The sequence below is a fragment of the Marinobacter sp. HL-58 genome (assembly GCF_001314605.1).
Taxonomy (GTDB): domain Bacteria; phylum Pseudomonadota; class Gammaproteobacteria; order Pseudomonadales; family Oleiphilaceae; genus Marinobacter.
Genome location: NZ_LIHP01000010.1, coordinates 22,181 through 42,607 on the forward strand (window position 1 = coordinate 22,181; position 20,427 = coordinate 42,607).

Consider the following 20,427-nt stretch of genomic DNA (forward strand, 5'->3'; position numbering starts at 1 on the left):
GCCGAGCTTCACGGGTGGGGGCCCTTGCCGGGACACGCTACGAGCACATCCATGTGCGCTTGACTTCGGCCATCCCTGGCCGAAGACATTCCCGGCAAGGGCCCCCACCCGCGAAGCTCTACATCGGAGTTACCTGCATTTTCTTATGAGCCGTCATCCTTCTCGTCCTGCCGCTGAGGCGTTAACGCTTACCCCGGTTGCCATTACCCGCTCCTGTTTCCGCGACAAGTTCGGGGTGCCCCGCCAGCCGGGGTTAACCCGGTTTGCCCATGCCGATCTGGTGATTCAGCCGCCGTTTGACCGGGAGGACGCGTTCCGGGGACTGGAGTCTGCGAGTCATTTATGGCTGACGTTTCAGTTTCATGAGGCGGTGCGGGCGGAGTGGCGGCCGGTGGTTCGGCCGCCGCGGTTGGGGGGGAACAGGAAGATCGGGGTGTTTGCCAGTCGGTCGCCGTTCCGGCCTAACAGTCTGGGGCTGTCGGTGGTTCGGAATGAGGGCCTGGTGCGGGATGACAGGGGGCGGCTGGTGTTGCGGATCAGTGATCATGATCTGATTGATGGCACGCCGGTTCTCGATATCAAGCCGTATCTGCCGTTTGCCGATTCAGTGCCGGAGGCGTCTCTGGGGTGGGCGGATTCGGCGCCGACGGAGCGGTTGCCGGTGGTGTTTCTGGAGGAAGCGGAACGTCAGGTTGCGGATCTGCCGGCTGAGCGCTATCCGGATTTGCGGGGGCTGATTGAGGATGTGGTGAGTTATGATCCGCGGCCTTCGTTCCGGCGGGGGCGGGATGAGGAGCGTATCTACGGGGCGCACCTGTACGATCTGAATGTGCGTTTCCGCTTTGTGTATGACGCTTCACAGGTACGTGTCGAAGTGCTGACGGTCTGTTAAACTGCAAATCGGTTGATTTTTCGACACAGGGAATGCGTGCCTTGCCTCCGATCCGGTTATTCAAACGAATAGGTGTACGGCCACTGGCTGCCAGGCTGCTGGTTTATGTGCTGTTGTTCAGCCTGATTCTGTCTCTGGCGGCAACAGGCGTGCAGATGATCGGTGAGCTGGAGCGCCGCACGGAGGAGCTTCGCAGCACTCAGGAACGTGCCGCAGAGCTGGTGTCCGGCGCGATGAGCAACAATCTGTGGCTGATGAATTACAGCGAGGTGGCCAACAGTCTGGACGACATGCGGGCCATTCCGGTGATTCAGCATGCCAGGGTCATTACCGCCGGAGGAGAGGAGTTCAGCACCGGCACCTACCCCGATGGCCGTGTGATCACCCAGTCTTTCCCGCTGGTGTTTAACCGCGAATCCTTTGATAACCCTGAAGCCATGGGTACGCTGACGGTCACCTCGTCCGTGGATACGGTGTATAACGAGCTCATGGATCGGGCGCTGCTCACTCTGCTGTTCCAGTCGATAATTGTGATGCTGGGCACTCTGGGGTTGCTGCTTATTGTCCGGTTTACCCTGGCACGGCACCTGGAAGCGATTTCCGACTATGCCGCCCGCCTGAATCTGGATGCGTTGATTGAGCCACTGAAGCTTCGCCGCAAACCGCCCAAACACGGCGATGAGCTCAGTGAGCTGGAGCAGGCCCTGAATACCATGCGTCTGCAGCTGCTGGAAGATACCCGCTCACTGCGGCAGACATCGATTCAGTCCCGGGATGAACGGGACGAGGCGGTGCGGGCCAATCATGCCAAGAACCAGTTCCTCGCCAATGTCAGCCATGAATTGCGGATTCCGCTGCAATCGGTTCTGGGCTACGCCAACCTGCTTTCCGATACACCTCTGGATCAGGAGCAGCGGGAGTACGTGCATACCCTGCTGAATGCCTCCGAGAGCCTCTCATCCATTATCAATGACCTGCTGGACATCTCCAGCATGGAAGCCGGCAAGCTGGTGCTGGAGGATATTCCCTTTGACCTGCGGGACACCCTCAACGATCTGGTCCACATGCTCGGTGCGCGGGCCCGGGAGAAAGGCCTGGCGCTGGAACTGAGGATTGACGAGAACCTGCCCTGGGCCCTGAGGGGCGACCCGGTGCGGCTGCGCCAGATTCTGCTGAACCTGACCTCCAACGCCATCAAGTTTACCGACTCCGGCCACGTACTGATCAGCATCGAGGTGCTGGGCCGCCGGGACGACAATGTGCGGCTGCGGGTGGCGGTTGAGGATACCGGCGTGGGGATCAACCCGGAGGACATTCCGCTGGTGTACGAACCTTATGTACAGCTGGGCCAGCGGTTCCAGCGCCAGTTGCCGGGGGCCGGCCTGGGGCTGACCATCTGCCGCCAACTGGTCAAGCTGATGAATGGTTCCCTGGACCTGGAAAGCAGGCCCGGTGAGGGCTCCACATTCTGGATGGAGCTGACTTTGCCGGTGGCAGCCGAGAGTGCCACCCGCACCCGGCCGGATACCAGCATGATCCGTGGCAAACGTATTCTGGTGGTTGACTCCTATGAGCTGTCCCGGAAAATTACCCTGGAAATGCTGTCCCGCCATGAGCTGGATATTGAAGCGGTGAAGTCCGCCGGCGAGGCCCTGACGTCCCTGCGCCTTGCCTCTGACAACCATGAACCCTTCGATGCCATTGTACTGGACGGCTTTGTACCGGATATGGACAGTGATTTGCTGTGCCGGCAGATTCGCAGCAATCCGGAGTGGAGCCACACCCGGTTGCTGATCCTGTCTTCCAATCCCCAGCGGGGCGACGCGGAGCATTTCCGCCAGGCCGGGGCGGATGCGTTTTTGAGTAAGTCCCTGCGGGAGTCCTGCCTGACACCTATTCTGCACCAGCTGTTTGCGGATGCCGCCAAGGACGAACGCCGCTTCCTCACCCGTTTTTCCCTGCAGGCCGTCAGCGACAACACCCGCCGCCAGGAACTGCCCTGCAGCCGGATGAAGGTTCTGCTGGTGGAGGACAACCCGGTAAACCGCACACTTACCCGGCGGCTGCTTGAGAAGCTTGGCTGCGATGTGATGACCGCCAATGATGGCGAGGCGGCTTCCAGTCTCTGGCAGTGGCACCCGTTTGACCTGATTTTCATGGATTGTCTCATGCCCCGGGTGGACGGCTTCGAGGCCACGCGGCGCCTGCGCCAGTGGGAGAAAGACCATGATCGCAGCCGGGTTCCGGTGGTGGCCTTGACAGCCAGTGCCATGGAAAAGGATGAAGAACGCTGCCGCGAGGCCGGTATGGATTCCTTCGTCGCCAAGCCTGTCAATATTGAAATGCTGCGAGCGGTTCTGGAACAATACTGCAAGGCGTCCGCATCCACCTGAGAAAGCTTCAGGCTCCTGTCACTTCAAATTCCTGTCAATATCCTGAATACAAGGTCACCATGAACGTAGAATGCCCCACCTGTAAAAAGTCCGTGGAATGGAGCGAGAGCAATCCTTTTCGCCCTTTCTGTTCTGAACGCTGTAAGCTGATCGACCTGGGCGCCTGGGCCAACGAGGAATACCGGGTGCCGGCTGAAAATGTCTCCCCAGACGATCTCGACCAGGGCGACGACACCCCCACCCACTGAAAGCCCTTATTAACCGGCCCTTAACCCGTTTTAAGTTGAGCCACCCGGGGCTGCCCGTTACTATTCAGGCAGTTAACCCGATGATCAGGCGGGTAAGCACCCGAACCGGATACAATCAATCAAAGAGAAGGTAGAAGAATGAAAGCGTACCGTATTCCTTTTATCGTTCTGTCCCTTGCTGCAGCGCCTGTATACGCAGCCGATGCGGACCTGAGCCTGACCAACGACTCCGTAAAGGGCCAGGTAAATTTTTTCGACACCAACTCTGATATTCAGGTGGGTACCGGTTACACCTACCACGAAGGCAGCCGCCATATCGGCAACGTGGATTTCCACGCCCAGGGCCGCACAGCGCTCGGTAACCTGCCTACTACCGCAGGCATTGGTCTGCGTGCCATCGGCTGGGATGACGATCGTCTGGATGGTGGTGCTGTTGCCCTTGGCGGGTTTGCCACGGTGAATGTGCCCGACGTGCCGGGGCTGTCGTTTACCGGCGGGCTCCACTATGCACCCAGCATTCTGTCCTTCGGCGACTCCGACGAGATGACCAGTCTCGAACTGCGGGGCAGCTACCGCGTAATCCGCAATGCCGAGCTGTTTGCCGGGTACCGGTACCTGAATACCGATTTCGATGGCCGCGGCGACCTCAACCTTGATGAAGGTGTGATGGCCGGCATGAAGATTTTCTTCTGACCCGCCCCTGAGCATTGCAAGACCAGCCCCGCCGGTAAGCCGACCGGCGGGGTTATCACACCCCAAATCGTGCCCTGCCTCACTCTTTGCCCGGTACCAACTTGGTAAACTGCCCGATCATATTCCCGGAATGGTTAATCAGGCATGGACAACCTCATTCTGCAATCCGCCACACGGGCTTTTCTGGCCCTTTCAGTAGCAACTGCACTGGTTCTCACTGCCGGTTGCGGTGGTGGCGATGACGCCATTGACGACGCAAGAGACAGCGAAAACAGCTTCCCGCCCGCGAAGAATGCCAACGACGATTTCACCTCCGGCACCACCGGTGATTCCAGCGATTCGTCCGGCCTGGAGCGCAATCAGGTGCGGGTGACCATGGAAGTGCCGGAATCGGTGGCCCCGGATGGCGAGGCAACCCGTCGTAACCTCAGGATTGTGGAACCGGATACCATCAGCGTCTACCGCACCGACCAGTCCCTCCGCGAACTGGCGTCGGTGGACACCCGCTCCCGCAGGGAAGAGACCGGGCGCACGGTGATCACCTTTGAGGATGGCCTGCCCCAGGGCCCGGATGTCATTATTGAAGCAACCTACGGCAACATCCGCATGCGGGCCCTGGCCGCTGACGCGGACCGGGATGTGAAGGTCAACCCTTTCTCCGAATACCTGGTGGTCAATGCCCTGGGCAACTATACCGGCGATGAATTTTCCCGGATCATGGACTGTGTGAACGATGCCGACAGCACCCTGTGCCTGAACAAGTATGTGTGGTCTACCCTCGCCGACCAGGTTCATGATTTCGAGATTGATATCCCCGGCAATCTGGGGGCACAGGGCGCACTGACCTTACTCGAAGAGCGGGGAGACTTTGCCCGCTATGTCTCTTCCATGGCGAACCTGGCGCTGCTGGGCGAGGACTCGTCAGGCAGGATCGAAGCCAGTTCCGCCGATTATCATTCGGTGTTCTGGGCTGTGGAACTGGGCCAGACGTTCCGGGAATCCACGCTTGCCGGCTCTGGCCAGTGGGGTGTGCGTGTTGCCCGTGAGGAAACCGTCACCGACGAGAATGGCACCGGTTACATTTACCCGGGCCTGACGCTGACCTCCTTCGACGCCTTCAATATCCGCGTCACCTCCCTGGCCAGCGACATCCCCTATGACCGCAAAACCCTTGTCCACAGGAACGATAACGAGTTTTTTGAGCGCACGGACTGGGAGCGCAATACCCATTCTTCATCGCCCGGTGCGGCCACGCTGGAAGACGAGATTCGACTGCTGGCCGGGCGCGCCCTGTTCCAGAGTATTACCGGCCGGGGCAGCTCGGAAATCATCGGCTGGACCCGCAACCCCTACTACCTAGACGCCTACGCGGGCGGTGGCAGCAGCGAGCCTGACCGGGTGATCGGCGGATATTTCACCGCCGGAAAGGCCATAGAGTTGCGTTCCGAAAGCGGTGAACTGAAACGGGAACGCACCCTGGAAGACCATTACCTGTCGGTATTTGAACTGAATCTGCTGCGGGAAGAGGGTTTCGAGCGGCAGGCATTGGACGGCAGGGATTACAACGTGGTTTACCTGGCCACCCGCATGGGCGATGAAAACCGGCCCATGGTGGTGGAAAGCGGACTCGGAGAATGGCAGATCAACGGTCCGACTGTAACCCAGGCCATGACCACTACCATGATTCGCCGGGACGATACCGGTACTGTAACCGTCGCGCCCGGCGCACGGGATGCCACCTGGGAGATCAGCGAACGGCCTTCCCGGGTATGGGATCCCAACGAAGGCAACCGTATTGTCAGCAATGGTCGCCTGAACCTGGATACCAATCCAGACGACGATCCAGACGACACGCCGGATATTGCCATTGGCGCCTCCACACCCGATGGCGCCCTGCTCGGCTTCAACCTGGATACCAATGCCATCGGTGAAGGCCTGATGGTGGCCGCGGAACAAGCCAATGCATCACCGCCGGCCAGCGGCCAGTACCGCCTTCAGGGCGCGACCCTTGGTATGGCACAGTCCAGCAACCGGCTGGCCCATTTTGATAACGCCCGGCTGGTCATTGAATCATCGGGCAGTGCCCGCCTGGACGGCCAGCGGCTGGACATCGTGCACCAGGTGGACGACGAAACCGTATCCGTTCCACAGGCCCTGGTACCGGATGACGTGTCTCTCGACTACAGTGCGAATGTCGATGGGACTGCAACCTTCACCAACTCTGACGGAACCCTGACCATGGACGGTTTTTTCACGGCCGACCGGGATCAGTTCATCCTGCAACTGCGGGATACCGACGGCGATGAGGAGATTCTGGGCCTGGTGATAGCCACACGCCTGCCAGACTGACCAGTAGCAGACCACCCGGGCAACTCAGCCGTATAACCTGTTATAATCACTGTCATATCGATTGTAACGAGAGGTTTTATGTCTTCTGGTATCCGGGTGCTTCTGCTGGCGTTTCCTATGGTTATTTTTGGCTTATGGGGAGCCCTGCATACGCCAGACCCTGATCTGGACCGGAACGCAAACCGGGGTGGGGACGAAACCGACGACATTGTGCTAACCAAGCTACCGCCCCTGCCGCGCTGGGCCAGGACTGATCTGCCGGATTTTTCCGATTACAGCGATACTACTGAAAAGAAAGCGGCGTTTTTTGCCTTTCTGTATCCGCGGATCGTGCTGGCCAACTCACGCATCCTGATCGAACGCGAGTACCTGCAAAGCCTCGCCGACAAGGAGAATCTCACCAGATCAGAGCTGACCTGGCTGAGGCGCCAGGCGGAACGCCTGCGGGTAGACGAAGAGCCCGGAAGCCAGGATATGTTCCGCCGACTGGAGAACCGCCTGGATGTGATTCCGCCGTCACTGATCATGGCCCAGGCGGCCAACGAATCTGCCTGGGGTACTTCCCGCTTCGCCCTCAGGGGTAACAACCTGTTTGGTCAGTGGTGTTTCTCCAAGGGCTGTGGCCTGGTACCCCAGGGCCGCATCGAGGGTGCCAGCCACGAAGTGGCAACCTTCGACTCGCCCTACTTCTCCGTTCGCTCCTACATCCAGAACCTGAACCGGCACCCTACCTATCAGCCACTTCGGGACATCCGCCTCAAGGCTCACAGCAACGGCGATTACGCCAGTGGCTCAAGCCTGGCCGCCGGCCTGCTCGGCTACTCGGAACGAGGCGAGGATTACGTAAAAGAAATCAGAAGCATGATCCGCCACAACAACCTGACCTACTACGACGAGAAGTTCCGCAGTGTTCGGGAAGGCAGCCAGAAGTCATTGCTGAAGCTGGCATCAGCCAGCAAGGAAGAGGCACTGCTTCCCGACAACGTGGATGATGCCGCCGGCAGCGAAGGATAATCCTGCCACCAGATAACCGCCAAGACCTGTATTCCGGAGATGTCTGTCCATGCTCAGTTTCTTGCCTGCACCGGTCAAAGGTGTGCTTGCAATTCTGCTTATCCTGCTGAACACACTGTGGCTTTTTCCGATCCTGATGGTCTTTGCCATCATCAAACTGGTGATTCCGGCAACCTCCGTCCGTAAGGGATGCACCATTGTTCTCAACCGCATTGCCTGGCTGTGGATCGGTTTCAACAATGTACTGGCGGATGTGCTCCATGATATCGAGTGGGACGTTCGCGGCGCCGAGGGCCTGAGCCGTGAGCACTGGTATTTTGTCACCTGCAACCACCAGAGCTGGGCCGATATCCCGGCGATCCAGCACGCGCTGAACAGCCGCATCCCGCTGCTCAAATTTTTCCTGAAGCAACAGCTTATCTGGGTGCCTTTCCTGGGCATCGCCTGGTGGGCGCTGGATTTTCCGTTCATGAAACGGCACACCAAGGAGCAGATTGCCCGCCGCCCGGAACTGAAAGGGCAGGATGTGGCAACCACCCGGGCAGCCTGTGAGAAATTCCGCTACACGCCGGTAACTATCTTCAACTTCATGGAAGGCACCAGGCTGACGCCGGTCAAGCACAAGAGCCAGAACTCTCCCTACAGAAACCTGCTCAAGCCCCGCGCCGGTGGCACTGCCTTTGTACTGGAAGCCATGGGTGAGTCACTGCACACCATGCTGGATGTCACCATTGTGTACCCGGAAGGCCGGTGCGGCATCTGGGACTACCTGTGCGGTCGTGTGGGAAAAATCGTGATCGATATCCGGACCCGGGAAATCCCGAACCGCTTCCTCGGTATGGACTACCAGAACGACCGGGATATCCGGGTGGATTTCCAGCGCTGGGTCGGTCAGATCTGGGCAGAAAAGGACGCCCGCATTGAAGAGCTGAAACAGTCCGCCTGAGGCCTAAAGCAGGCCCAATTCCCGGGCGCGGACGATGGCCTGGGTGCGGGATTTCACTTCCAGTTTGGCGTTGATCCGGCGGGCATGGGTTTTGACCGTGTGCAGTGAGATGTGCAGGCGGTCGGCAATATCCTGGTTTGACAGGCCCTGGGCAATCAATTCCAGCACACCCTGCTCCCGGTCACTGATAGGCTCGGCCAGGGGCGCCTGCTCCTTCATGTCCGACAGGCCATATAACCGCCCTACCGACTCGGTAAACGGCGTGTCCGGCAGCTGCGGCCAGGTTTTTTCCAGCAGTTCCTGCAACTCCCCCTTCAGCTCGGCGAAGGGGCTGATGTAATGCTCGTCCCCGGCCATGTTGATCGCCGTGGCGAGAAGCTTCTGGCCAACCGCGGGGCCTTTCTGGCGCCAGTTGACAACACTCTCCAGCAATCTGGAATGGATATCGAGCCCGAACGGCAGTGGTTCACCATTATTGTGGCGGATACGCTTCACCGTTTCCGCCGCCTTGACGTCGTCGCCCCGTGCCAGTTCAATCCTGGCCTGAAGGCAGTCCAACATCCCCGGCATCATCGGGAACATTTCCGGCACGCAGTTCACTTTTCGCCAGGGATTCAGGCGTTCCATGGCCTGGGCCGCTGTATCCGGCTGTCCCATTGACAGCCAGCCACTGATTTTCAAGGCTTCCAGCACCGGAACATACACCGACTGATCCACCTGCCAGGACTGCATGGTACGTTCGGCACGACCTATCCAGGCAAAGGCATCATCCAGGCGGTTCTGGGTGCGACAGATCAGCACCCTCAGCGCCATGGCCAGCAACAGGCCAAGGTCACGGGTCTGCTCCGCATGGCGGATACAGGTTACCAGCAGGCGGTCTGCTTCCGCTTCCCGGCCCTGATGCCACAAAACCATCACCAGGTTGAGCTGGAGCCGCGTCTCGCCAACACGCGCCGGCCGTGACGACTCGTTCATGGCGGTATCCAGGCCGGTTCTCAGCAGTTGCTCAGCATGTTTCAGCGAGCCCTTACCCAGCTCGATCCTTGCGTGGGCATACACCGCAAGAATTTCCGAGCCGGCATCACCCGCTTCCCGGGCCAGCTTTGCTGCAATGCGGTTGGCTTCCCGGGCTGCCCCGAAGTCGCCCGCAGCGCAAAGAGCGCTGGAACGCACCAACTGAGTCACCAACTGGCCCTGGGTAGAGAGCTCTTCATCCCGGAGAGCACGGTCCGCCACGGCCAGGGCTTCATCAACGCTACCTTCGCCGCGAAGAATAAAAGCCCGCAGAGCGTCTATACGGCCAACCAGTTCGGGATGGTTTCCCTCATCCAGGTCGCTGATTAACATCTTTGCCTGCCTGAACTGGCCACCGATGGCATGAACCCAGCCATAAACAATTTTCAGCCGGGCACTCCTCTCCAGCAGGCCCGGCGGCAATGACCGCCGAAGCCGCAGCAGTGACGCGGTATCCTGGCCTATAAGCAACGCTTCCGAGCCTTCAGAGGCAATGCGGACGGACTCTTCCAGGTCACCGCTCAACAGCGCATAACGCAAGGCCTCCGGAAACTGGTTACGCTCACTGAACCAGCGGCTGGCCTTGAGGGCCCGTTCCCGGGAACCATCCAGCGCCGGCGTCTGCAGCCAGTCATGCAGCAACGGGTTGAGGCGGAACCAACGGCCCCGGCCCGGAAGCGGGCGCAGCGGCATGCCGGTTTCGGCGGCGGCGGATGGCCTGAAGGCATGATCACAACCGGCATCTGCCAGCGCCAGGAAGAGTTCGTCCGACACAATCTCCATCTCCGCCATAATCCGCAGCGAACGCTGCTGCCCGGGTGTGAGATGAATCAGCACCGCATCCCGGAGGAACCGCTCAACGCTGAAAGTCTCCTGGATCGGCAGTCGGGCCTCGGATGAGGAATCCAGCTCCCTCTGGTACAGACCAAGCGGTGTTATCCAGCCTTCCGTCAGCGAATACAGGTGCTCAACGGCAACGGTGGTGAGCTGGTTGCGGCTGACTGCAGTCTGGAAGAATTCGAAGGTTTCGGAACGGGTCAGCTCCAGGGGCTCGGTGCCAATCCGATTGAAGCGGCCTTCCAGTTCGTAGGTATGGGTTTCAAAAGGCAGTGGTTTTCTCGACACCAGAACCAGCGCGAGTCCAGCGGGTGTGTTGGCTGTAAGTTGTTGCAACAGGGCAATGGCTGCCGGGTTAACGACTGTCCCGATGTTGTCCACCACCAGGACATTGTCCGCTTGCGGATTGCACCAGTGAGGTTCGGACAACAGCAGTGCCAACGCATCGCTACAACTGGCAGCCTTCTGCTGGCCGGATGGTCGGGGCGTTACCCGGGGCGGCGCCAATGCAATATCCAGCAGCGCCATCATCCGGCTGGCGTCGTTCTCCTGGCCAGTGAGACTGAGCCAGCGCAGGGTTTCCGGACTGCGGCCGGTTTCACGGAAAGCGGCGCTCAGTGCATGGGATTTGCCGAACCCCGACGGTGCTTCGATAAACAGCACCTTGCCCGGCGCAATCACGGATGTGAGTTTTTCGGTGAGTGCCGGTCTCTTCAGGTAATTGGGTACCGGCTCCGGCATCCTTACCCGTTGACGCAGTAAATCCCTGATCAACTCGCCACGATATGCTCCACCCAGTGCCGACTGGAACTCATCGTTGGCCGCACAGCCATCATCAAATGGTTTCACTCTTTGCCCCGTTGAAAACCCGGAATCTGCAGGCCCACGGGCCCGATCTCCGGCAAATGTGATCTCTGCCTTGTCGTTATCATGGCGTCCTGCATCGGGTACGCCTTTAGTATTAGTAACGAGAGGTTAAACCAAATCAGGGGTAGGCTGCAAAAACAAAAAAAACGGCGGGCCTGAGCCCGCCGCTTTCATATCCCGGAACAGCTTCCGGGAAAACGCTGTCGTTTACCGGGTACCTGCCCTGCGCAGGGCAGCCGGCGTGTACTCACGGGAAGCCCGCTCGACACCGAATGAATACGGATTGGATTCCTCGTTGGTCAGACCCAGCACCAGGTAACGCCCGGAAAGCAGGTCATACAGGGTTTCGATGGCGTACCAGGGAACTTCCTGATCGTAGAACTGCATGCTGTGCGCTTCAGCTACACGCCAGAGTTCACCACGGCCGTCGTAATGGTCGATAACCGTCGCCTGCCAGGAATCTTCATCAATGTAGAAGTCACGCTGCCCGTAAATGTGACGCTCGCCATCTTTCAGAGTAGCGCGCACATGCCAGACACGGTGCAGTTCGTAACGGGTCAGATCCTGATTGATATGGCCTGCCTTGATGATGTCGTCGTAGCTCAGGTCACGGTCCACCAGCTGGTAGGAGTTGTACGGAATGTACATTTCCTTCTTGCCGATCAACTCCCAGTTGTAACGGTCAGGTGCACCGTTGAACATGTCGAAGTTGTCTGAGGTACGCATGCCATCGGCTGCGGTACCCGGGCCGTCGTAGGCAACTTGCGGGGCACGGCGAACACGGCGCTGACCGGCGTTGTATACCCAGGCACGACGAGGCTCTTCCACCTGGTCGATTGTCTCGTGAACCAGCAGTACGTTACCCGCCAGACGAGCCGGGGCTGTGATGGCCTGCTTGAAGTAGAACAGCACGTTCTCGTCTTCGTCCGGCTTGTAATCCTTCAGGTAGGTGCGCCAGGTCAGCTCGTCCTGGAACTTGACCACACTGTAGTTACCGTTCTCCTGCGGGGTTACCTGGCCGACATTACGCTGGACAGAACCACCACGATATCGGGTGATATGGTTCCAGATGGCCTCGAGGCCGTTCTGGGGGATGGGGAATGGTGTCGCTGTCTGGTAGTTACCCAGGCCGTTACCATCCTTGATCAGTTCAACGCTGGTGGCGTTCTTGACTGTATCTTCCATCACGTGGTCCGGATAAGCCGCGGTACGATGCGTCTTGTAGACCGGAATCTTGTAATTATCGTAGCGCTCGATCATGGCGATCTGGCCCGGGGAAAGGTTGTCCGCGTACTCGTCTACGTTACTCTGATCAATGGTGAACAGGGGTTTCTCGTCCGGGAACGGATGGACGTAGATTCCATCATTGTTGTAGCCAGCAGGCGCCTCGGTAAGGCCGCCATCCCAGTCCGGAATTTCGTCACCATTACCGGCCTTCTCCGCACCCATCCGCGTGAGCGAATCACCCAGCTTGGCCGCTTCCTCTGCGGAAACCGCGCCAAAGGCACTGCCCGCAAACAGGGATGCGGACAGTATGCCAGTGGCCAGTAGCTTCTTGTTCAGTTTCATTTATGTTACCTCGTTAAACGAATACAGGCCGAATCAGAATGAGTAGGAAACGCTCGCACTCACAAAGTCACGGTCGGTCAACTCGTTATACGGCTTGCCACCGAAAAAGTTTGTATAACCGATATTACCGGTTATGCGGTTCTGGTATTCACCTTCCAGCGACAGGCCAATAGCTTTGTTGCCTTCGTTGAAGGCACCACCGGGTTGCGGTGCGTAACCCTGAACATCGTGACTCCAGGCCAGCTGCGGTGACAGGTTGATGCCTGCAATCGCATTGGGATAATCCCAGACCAGACGGGTACGATAGCCCCAGGAGAAGGAGGTGGTAAAGCCTTCATTATTACAGTAATTGGCGTTGGTGTTGGCACCGGCCGCACAGAAATCCCCTGTAAAGGTGTCGCCGTCAAGCGGCAGCTCACCAATACCGAAGGTGCCGGAGCGTCCGTAGCGGGCTTCATCTTCATCAGGAAGATCGTGCACGTAGGTCGCACCAAATTCAGTGATCAGGGACATACGGCTGGCGCCCATCACCTGGTCGAAGAACTTGATCAGCGTGAACTGGGCCTGGGACACATTGAAGCGGTCATAACCATCAACTGGCTTACCTGCCAGGTTTGCACCATTGGCCTCTTCAAGACGCTGCGCCTCGAGTCTGCTCAGAACTTGTCCGTCGGGGCCACGCTGTTGCAGGCCACCGAAGATAAGCTCAAATGCGTTCCATTGCAACGGCACATTGTCCCGGAAGCTGTATTCTGCACCCAGAGACCAGCCACCACGCGTCGTGGTGTTGATGCTGATGCCATACAGGTTGATGTTCTCCGGGTACTCGATGAAGTAGCTGGGGAACTGGGAGTTCGGCAGATCAGGATCGCTTTGTTGTGTAGCGCTTGGCGATGAGGGGTTACTCACCAGACCACTGACATACGGCAGGCGGCTGTTGTACTTGATGTAGTAGAAGCCAAGTTCGGAGTCATTCAGCTCAGGCACGTACCAGCGCAGTGCAACACCGAATTGATCCTTGGAATCCGCTTCTTTGTCTGCCAGACGTGGCGCTACGAAGCCCTGGGCAAATGCCTGCGAATCCGGCAGTGTACCTGCCAGCAGTACCGGGCCACAGCCATCAGCGGTAAAGTCGTTAGTGGAGAAGAAAGTTCCACAGTCATCCGGGCGTACGGGCTCCCAGTCTGCCTGCACAAAGGTTTCCAGAGTAATGTTTTCGGTTACGCCGGCAGACATGTAAAACATTTCAACGGGCAACAGCGCGTCTTTCAGTTCTGACCCAGGGGCACGGAAGGCCTGGACGTCTACCGGGTTAATGGTATTGATGCCACCCTGGATAAAAGTGCTCTCACCCCAGCTCTGAACCTGCTTGCCGTAGCGCAGACTGACCGGGGTTTCACCGAAATACCAGTCGGAGAAGACGTAGGCGTCAAGAATTTCACCACCCGACGCATTACCCTTTGCCTGCTCGTTCAGCTCACGACGCTGGCCCACGTCATCCACAGCACGCTGCTCGTCTTTGAGCTCGAAATCGTACCAGTAACGGCCACGGACAAAACCACCAACGCGATCCAGGTAGTTGCCCATGACGTTGTAGTTCAGGAACAGGTCACTGCTGCCTTTGACGATTTTAGAAACGGTATCGCCTTTTTCAAAATTCAGGTTGCCGTCATCATAGTTATTGGTAGAGGCGCCAATGTTTTCCAAGGACCCACCGGGCGCATACTCCGGGCCAAGGTTGCCCTGGGCAATCAACCTTCTGTCGCGATCCTGGGTACGCCAGGTAGCGCCAGCTGACAGCGTGGTGTCAAAAGAGGCTTCCACATCCCCCACATAAAACGAATAGGCAGCCGCCTGGCCGGACATTCCGGCTGCAACTGCGACGGCCAGCGGCAATTTGGTCCACTGCTGCCATTGGTATGTTTTTCTTGTCATTGGAAGGCTACTCCATTGTTGTTCTGAGTCGCTGCTCTGATTATTGGTATTCACGATGTTTGGAGGCTTCATGCACAGTGCTCGTGATGTTCGCACTATAGCTAACGCCATCGGACGCTTTGATCAGTCAAAAGTATGATTTTACGATTACACCCCTCTCCACGGCAGGCTTCCCTCGCACAGAATCACTATAGTCAACATTTCTGGTTGCAACCAGCCTGCGCGCTATCGGATTGAGCTTCGGCGAAACGACGAGTGCGGGGCACCTTTTCGGGAAACGCTACAAGCACATCCATGTGCGCTTGACTTCGGCCATCCCTGGCCGAAGACATTCCCGAAAAGGTGCCCCGCACTCGCCGCGAAACCTGAGAGTTGCCTATAACAGAGACCCAGGTTGGACTCCGGGAACCTGCTATTGCCGACGTGAATCAGAGCATTTCGATCGCCATGGCGGTTGCTTCACCACCACCAATGCAAAGTGCCGCCACACCCTTTTTCTTGCCGTAATGTTTCAGGGAATGCATCAGCGTCACCAGCAGGCGGGAACCGGTGGAGCCGACCGGGTGGCCCTGGGCACAGGCGCCGCCGTGGATGTTGACCTTTTCCGGGTCCAGGCCCAGTTCGCGGATGGGCATCATGGCGACCATGGCGAAGGCTTCGTTGATTTCGAACAGGTCCACGTCGTCTTTGGTCCAGCCGGTTTTACCAAACAGCTTTTCGATGGCGCCGACCGGGGCGCAGGTGAATTCCGACGGATGCTGGGACTGGGTGCTGTGGGCAACAATCCGGGCCAGCGGTTTGAGGCCGCGTTTTTCGGCTTCGGACTCGCGCATCAGCACCAGGGCCGAGGCACCGTCGGAGATGGAAGACGCGTTGGCTGCGGTGACTGTGCCATCTTTGCTGAACGCTGGCCGCAGGCTCGGGATCTTCTCGATATTGGCGTTATGGGGCTGCTCATCGTCCTCGACAACCACTTCCCCTTTGCGGGTTTTTACGGTGACCGGAATAATCTCGTCCTTGAGCAATCCCTTCTCAATGGCTGTCTTGGCCCGGGTCAGAGAGGTGATGGCGTATTCGTCCATCTCCTCGCGGGTGTAGCCTTTCTTGTCGGCCATTTCCTGGGCAAATGCACCCATCAGGCGGCCGGTTTCCGCATCTTCCAGGCCATCGAGGAACATGTGGTCCTGGGGCGCCTGCCCCGGCCCCATGCGGTAGCCTCTGCGGACACCCTGAAGAATGTAGGGCGCATTGGACATGCTCTCCATGCCGCCGGCGACCATGATGTCGTTACTGCCGGCCTTGATCACGTCGTGGGCGAACATGGCCGCTTTCATGCCTGAGCCGCACAGTTTGTTGATGGTGGTGGCACCGGTACTGTCGGGCAGGCCTGCCTGACGCATGGCCTGGCGGGCCGGGCCCTGTTTGAGGCCGGCAGGCAGTACATTGCCCATGATAACTTCCTGTACGTCCGCGGGCTGCAGACCGGCACGGCGGATGGCTTCGGCAATGCTGATAGCGCCTAATTCAGGCGCGGACACTGCCGCCAGGCTGCCCTGGAAGCCGCCCATGGGAGTGCGTACACCGCTTACGATTACAACGTTGTCTGTGGTCATGGTTGGGTCTCTCTGGTTTGAAGTTGGTTGGTTGTCGGATTACGGCTTCGCCTAATCCGACCTACGGTTTGATGTCAGGTTTGGTGTCAGGCGCTGGCTGTTTTCGTAGGTCGGATTAGCGAAGCGTAATCCGACTTCCATCAGGCTTTGTGAGGCGCCTCGAGATACTCCCGGGACTGCATCTCCAGCAACCGCGATTCGGTACGCTCAAACTCGAATCCAAGCCGTCCACCGGCGTAAAGATCGGTGATGGCGGCTTCCGCGGAGATGATGACCTTCACGTTGCGGTCGTAAAATTCGTCAACCATGTTGATGAACCGACGGGCCTGGTCGTCCTTGTCCTTACCCAGTACGGGCACGTTACTGATGATGACGGCGTGGAATTCACGGGCCAGTTCGATGTAATCGTTCTGGCTCCTGGGGCCGTCACACAGGGTTTTGAAGTCGAACCACACCACGTCATCGGCGTGACTGATGGCGGTGAGTTTGCGGCCATTGATCTCCAGCTCGAGGCTGTGGCTGCCGGCTTCAAGCGCCAGGCTGTCGTAGCTTTGCTGAAGGCTCTTGTCGGCATCGTCATCCAGGGGGTAGTGGTAGAGTTCCGCCTGTTCCAGGGTTCTGAGGCGATAGTCCACACCGCCGTCCACATTCACCACATCGGTGTGCTTCTTGACCAGGTCAATGGCAGGCAGGAACCGAGCGCGCTGCAGTCCGTCCTTGTAAAGTCCGTCCGGAACAATATTGGATGTACATACCAGGGTGACACCACGGCTGAACAGACCGTCCATAAGGGTGGCCAGGATCATGGCATCGCCGATATCCGACACAAAAAACTCGTCGAAACAGATAACCCGGGTTTCGTCGGCAAACTGTTTTGCAACCAGTTCCAGTGGATTCTTCTCGCCTTTCAGGCTTTTCAGTTCTTTGTGCACCCGCTGCATGAAGCGGTGGAAATGCACCCGCATCTTTCGCTCAAACGGCAGGGACTCATAAAAGGTATCCATGAGGTACGTCTTGCCGCGGCCAACGCCGCCCCAGAAGAACAGCCCCTTTACCGGATCTTCCCGGCCCTTCTTCAGTTTGAGCCGGAGCTTGACCATCGGTTTCTCCCGCTCCCTTTCCGCCGCCACCAGTTTGTCGTACAGTGACTGCAAACGGCGCACGGCATCTTCCTGGGCCGGGTCATGCTGGAATTCCGGCCGCTCCAGGTCCTGCTGATATCGTTCCCATGGGGTCATATGGATGCACTTTTGGGGTGTCATTAAAGCGTTTCCCGAAGTATGGTCATTCATAACGGCGGCGTATTGTGGCCGATTTTGGCTTTTTTCGCCATGTCCCGGAACCGCCCGGCGAGCCGGGGACAGTGACGGGGGCCCAGAGATACGACGCAATACGACGATTGGCGCACGCGTCATTCGTGGGCGCAGACGCTTTCGGGCGTTATACTCTGTAAAGGGACCACTAACCATATCAATAACAGCCAGCGGATCTGGCGCATTCAGCACCGGCCGGCGTCACCACCGCACCGGCATGGCAGACTCATCAAAAGGACGACACAGCTTATGACAAACCTGATTCTGGCAGCTATCGCCGCATTGATTGTTGGCATTGTCATCGGGGTACTGGTTGGCCGCTCCGGTCAGGGCTCCACCTTGCGGCAGCGCCGGGCTGAACAGCAGATTGAAGAACTGAGAAACGAGTACACCCGCTATCAGGCACAGGTTAACGAGCACTTTATGGAATCTGCCCACCTGCTGCGCCGTTTCAACGACACCTACCGCGATGTGAACCAGCACATGGCCCGCGGCGCCAATCGCCTGTGCAATGACGAAGACTGGCTGCTTGAACTGGAAAAAGAAAACGCACGGGCGCGCCTGGAAGGCTCCGGAGAGAGTGGAGATGCAGAACCACCCCGGGACTATGCGCCCAAAAGCGACCCGAAGGAGAAAGGCACACTGGCCGAGGACTTCGGGCTGGCCGAGAAGAAAGAGCAAAAAGCCTGAAGGTTTCCGGCCATTAAACGGGGTTGTCGCAGTCAATAAACCTGTGGCTGACCCCGAACACTTTCTCAAGGGCCTGCCCCAGGGCCTGGACCCCGTAACGTTCCGTGGCGTGATGCCCGGCGGCGTAGTAGTGAATGCCGCACTCCCGGGCCGTGTGCGTGGTGGGCTCTGAAATCTCACCACTGATATAGGCATCGAGCCCCGCGTCCAGAGCCTTGCCGATAAAACCCTGGGCGGCACCGGTGCACCAGCCAACCTGTGATATCTGCGAGGGTCCTTCCCCCACCCGCAGTGGCGCCCGATCAAGACAACGACCAATCAACTGCGCGAAGGCCTCTGGCGACACGGGAGCCTGCAGCTCACCCTGCCATACCAGGCCACCCAATGGCCGGGGGTTCCGAATGCCCAGCACATCCGCCAACTGGCGATTGTTACCATAGTCCGGATGATCGTCCAGGGGCAGATGGTAAGCCACAAGGTTGATACCGTGGTCCAGCAGGCTTTTGATCCGCTCGCGTTTCATGCCGCGAATGGCCTGGTCCTCGCCTTTCCAGAAGTACCCGTGATGCACCAGAATCATGTCGGCACCGGCATCAATCGCCGCATCAATCAACGCCTTTGATGCCGTTACACCGCTGATAATGGTGCCCACGTCTTCAGTGCCCTCAACCTGAAGTCCGTTGGGACAATAGTCCTGGAAGTTCTCCGGGGCGAGCCATTCATTCAGAGTGCGAAGGATCTCGTTGCGCGAGGCCATGGGTTCTCCTTACACCAGTGATTGGAGGCATTCGACCAATCGTTTGTTTTGATCCGCCGTGCCGGTGGTGATACGCAGGAAATCGGAAATCCGGGGCTTGTTGAAATGGCGCACGATCACGCCCTGTTTCCGCAGTCCTTTTGCCAGGGTTTCACCGGCATGGTCAGGATGACGGGCAAAAACGAAGTTGGCCTTCGACGGCAGAACCTCGAAACCCAGGGCTTCGAGCTTTGCGGTGACCCAGTCCCGCTCACCAATGACCCCCTCGCAGGTGGCGCGGAACCAGTCGTCATCCTCAAATGCGGCAATGGCGCCTGCCAGGGCAAGGCGATCCAGGGGATAGGAGTTGAAGCTGTTCTTGACCCGGTTCAGGGCCTCGATCAGTTCGGCGCCGCCCACGGCAAAGCCGACCCGCAGACCGGCCAGGGAGCGTGCCTTGGAGAGGGTCTGGCTGACCAGCAGGTTGGGGTATTTTTCCACCAGTGTTATGGCGCTCTCACCACCGAAATCCACGTAGGCCTCATCCACCACTACAACACGGTCCGGGTTGGCGGCCACAATGGCTTCCACCTTGTCCAGGGCCAGGTAACAGCCGGTGGGGGCATTGGGATTGGGGAATATGATGCCGCCGTTGGGCTGTTTGTAGTCGTCCGGATCAATTTCGAAGCTGTCGTTCAGCGGTACGGTCTTGCCTTCGATGTTGTAGAGGCCGCAATACACCGGGTAGAAGCTATAGGTGATATCCGGATAGAGAACCGGCTCACCGTGCTGGAACAGGCCATAGAATATATGCGCCAGCACTTCGTCGGATCCGTTGCCGAGGAAAACCTGGTCACTCTTGACGCCATAGTACCCGGCAATGGTGCTCTTGAGCGCCTCCCCTTCAGGGTCCGGATAGAGACGCAGGTTGTCATTGAGCTCAGCGGTAATAGCCTCAACCACCTTCGGCGAGGGGCCGAACGGGTTCTCATTGGTATTCAGCTTCACCAGATTGGCCATTTTGGGCTGCTCCCCCGGTACATAGGGGGTCAGTTTCTTGACCAATGGGCTCCAGTATTTACTCATCTTGATGGCTACTCCGTGGAGACGGGCGGCGGGCCTACCCTCCCGGGAAACGCTACAAGCACATCCATGTGCGCTTGGAATTGGCCATCCATGGCCAATTACATTCCCGGGAGGGTAGGCCCGCCGCCCTGACAAACTTGCGTGCTGACTCTCACTGACAACGTAGGTCGGATTAGGCCCAACGGGCCGTAATCCGACAAACCAACCAGTGTACAAACCAGGTCCAGACCAG

At 58.4% G+C, this 20,427-nt stretch carries 15 protein-coding genes; 8 read left to right on the forward strand and 7 right to left on the reverse strand.

Going from position 1 to position 20,427, the window contains the following annotated elements:
* The first annotated feature begins 145 nt into the window (after positions 1-145).
* The 7 genes from tsaA to HLUCCO03_RS07370 all read left to right on the forward strand — a co-directional run bounded on the left by tsaA (position 146) and on the right by HLUCCO03_RS07370 (position 8,535).
* On the forward strand, positions 146-892 hold the full coding sequence (tsaA, locus tag HLUCCO03_RS07340; protein ID WP_027832659.1) for a tRNA (N6-threonylcarbamoyladenosine(37)-N6)-methyltransferase TrmO: 747 nt from the start codon (positions 146-148) through the stop codon (positions 890-892).
* Between the two features lie 41 nt (positions 893-933).
* Positions 934-3,285, forward strand: a complete 2,352-nt coding sequence (locus HLUCCO03_RS07345) for a response regulator (protein WP_027832660.1) — start codon at positions 934-936, stop codon at positions 3,283-3,285.
* 59 nt (positions 3,286-3,344) lie between these two features.
* Positions 3,345-3,533: a DNA gyrase inhibitor YacG gene (yacG, locus tag HLUCCO03_RS07350; RefSeq protein WP_027832661.1), complete on the forward strand. Its 189-nt coding sequence runs from the start codon at positions 3,345-3,347 to the stop codon at positions 3,531-3,533.
* A gap of 138 nt (positions 3,534-3,671) precedes the next feature.
* The gene (locus tag HLUCCO03_RS07355; protein WP_027832662.1) at positions 3,672-4,226 is read left to right on the forward strand and encodes a YfaZ family outer membrane protein; all 555 of its coding nucleotides are present in this window, start codon (positions 3,672-3,674) and stop codon (positions 4,224-4,226) included.
* Positions 4,227-4,370: 144 nt separating this feature from the next.
* Positions 4,371-6,575 (forward strand): hypothetical protein, encoded by a 2,205-nt coding sequence (locus tag HLUCCO03_RS07360; RefSeq protein ID WP_051603899.1) that lies wholly within the window; start codon positions 4,371-4,373, stop codon positions 6,573-6,575.
* A 78-nt stretch (positions 6,576-6,653) separates the two neighbouring features.
* On the forward strand, positions 6,654-7,589 hold the full coding sequence (locus HLUCCO03_RS07365; protein WP_036197619.1) for a glucosaminidase domain-containing protein: 936 nt from the start codon (positions 6,654-6,656) through the stop codon (positions 7,587-7,589).
* Positions 7,590-7,638: 49 nt separating this feature from the next.
* On the forward strand, positions 7,639-8,535 hold the full coding sequence (locus HLUCCO03_RS07370; RefSeq protein ID WP_027832664.1) for an acyltransferase: 897 nt from the start codon (positions 7,639-7,641) through the stop codon (positions 8,533-8,535).
* A 3-nt stretch (positions 8,536-8,538) separates the two neighbouring features.
* On the opposite strand, the gene HLUCCO03_RS07375 is transcribed toward HLUCCO03_RS07370, so the two are convergent.
* From HLUCCO03_RS07375 to zapE, 5 genes are all read right to left on the reverse strand, one after another.
* Complete coding sequence (locus tag HLUCCO03_RS07375; protein ID WP_027832665.1) at positions 8,539-11,235, reverse strand: LuxR C-terminal-related transcriptional regulator; 2,697 nt, start codon at positions 11,233-11,235, stop codon at positions 8,539-8,541.
* 225 nt (positions 11,236-11,460) lie between these two features.
* Positions 11,461-12,822, reverse strand: coding sequence for a DUF1329 domain-containing protein (locus HLUCCO03_RS07380; RefSeq protein WP_027832666.1), 1,362 nt, complete (start codon positions 12,820-12,822; stop codon positions 11,461-11,463).
* Between the two features lie 33 nt (positions 12,823-12,855).
* Positions 12,856-14,757: a DUF1302 domain-containing protein gene (locus HLUCCO03_RS07385; protein ID WP_292016651.1), complete on the reverse strand. Its 1,902-nt coding sequence runs from the start codon at positions 14,755-14,757 to the stop codon at positions 12,856-12,858.
* Positions 14,758-15,185: 428 nt separating this feature from the next.
* Positions 15,186-16,370 (reverse strand): thiolase family protein, encoded by a 1,185-nt coding sequence (locus tag HLUCCO03_RS07390; RefSeq protein ID WP_027832667.1) that lies wholly within the window; start codon positions 16,368-16,370, stop codon positions 15,186-15,188.
* Positions 16,371-16,510: 140 nt separating this feature from the next.
* Complete coding sequence (gene zapE, locus HLUCCO03_RS07395; RefSeq protein ID WP_197025727.1) at positions 16,511-17,608, reverse strand: cell division protein ZapE; 1,098 nt, start codon at positions 17,606-17,608, stop codon at positions 16,511-16,513.
* A 324-nt stretch (positions 17,609-17,932) separates the two neighbouring features.
* On the opposite strand from zapE, the gene HLUCCO03_RS07400 reads away from it, so the two are divergent.
* Positions 17,933-18,373, forward strand: a complete 441-nt coding sequence (locus HLUCCO03_RS07400) for a YhcB family protein (protein WP_027832669.1) — start codon at positions 17,933-17,935, stop codon at positions 18,371-18,373.
* A gap of 13 nt (positions 18,374-18,386) precedes the next feature.
* On the opposite strand, the gene HLUCCO03_RS07405 is transcribed toward HLUCCO03_RS07400, so the two are convergent.
* Together HLUCCO03_RS07405 and hisC are read right to left on the reverse strand one after the other, a co-directional pair.
* The gene (locus HLUCCO03_RS07405; RefSeq protein ID WP_027832670.1) at positions 18,387-19,130 is read right to left on the reverse strand and encodes a Nif3-like dinuclear metal center hexameric protein; all 744 of its coding nucleotides are present in this window, start codon (positions 19,128-19,130) and stop codon (positions 18,387-18,389) included.
* Between the two features lie 9 nt (positions 19,131-19,139).
* Complete coding sequence (hisC, locus tag HLUCCO03_RS07410; protein WP_027832671.1) at positions 19,140-20,195, reverse strand: histidinol-phosphate transaminase; 1,056 nt, start codon at positions 20,193-20,195, stop codon at positions 19,140-19,142.
* Between the last annotated feature and the right edge of the window lie 232 nt (positions 20,196-20,427).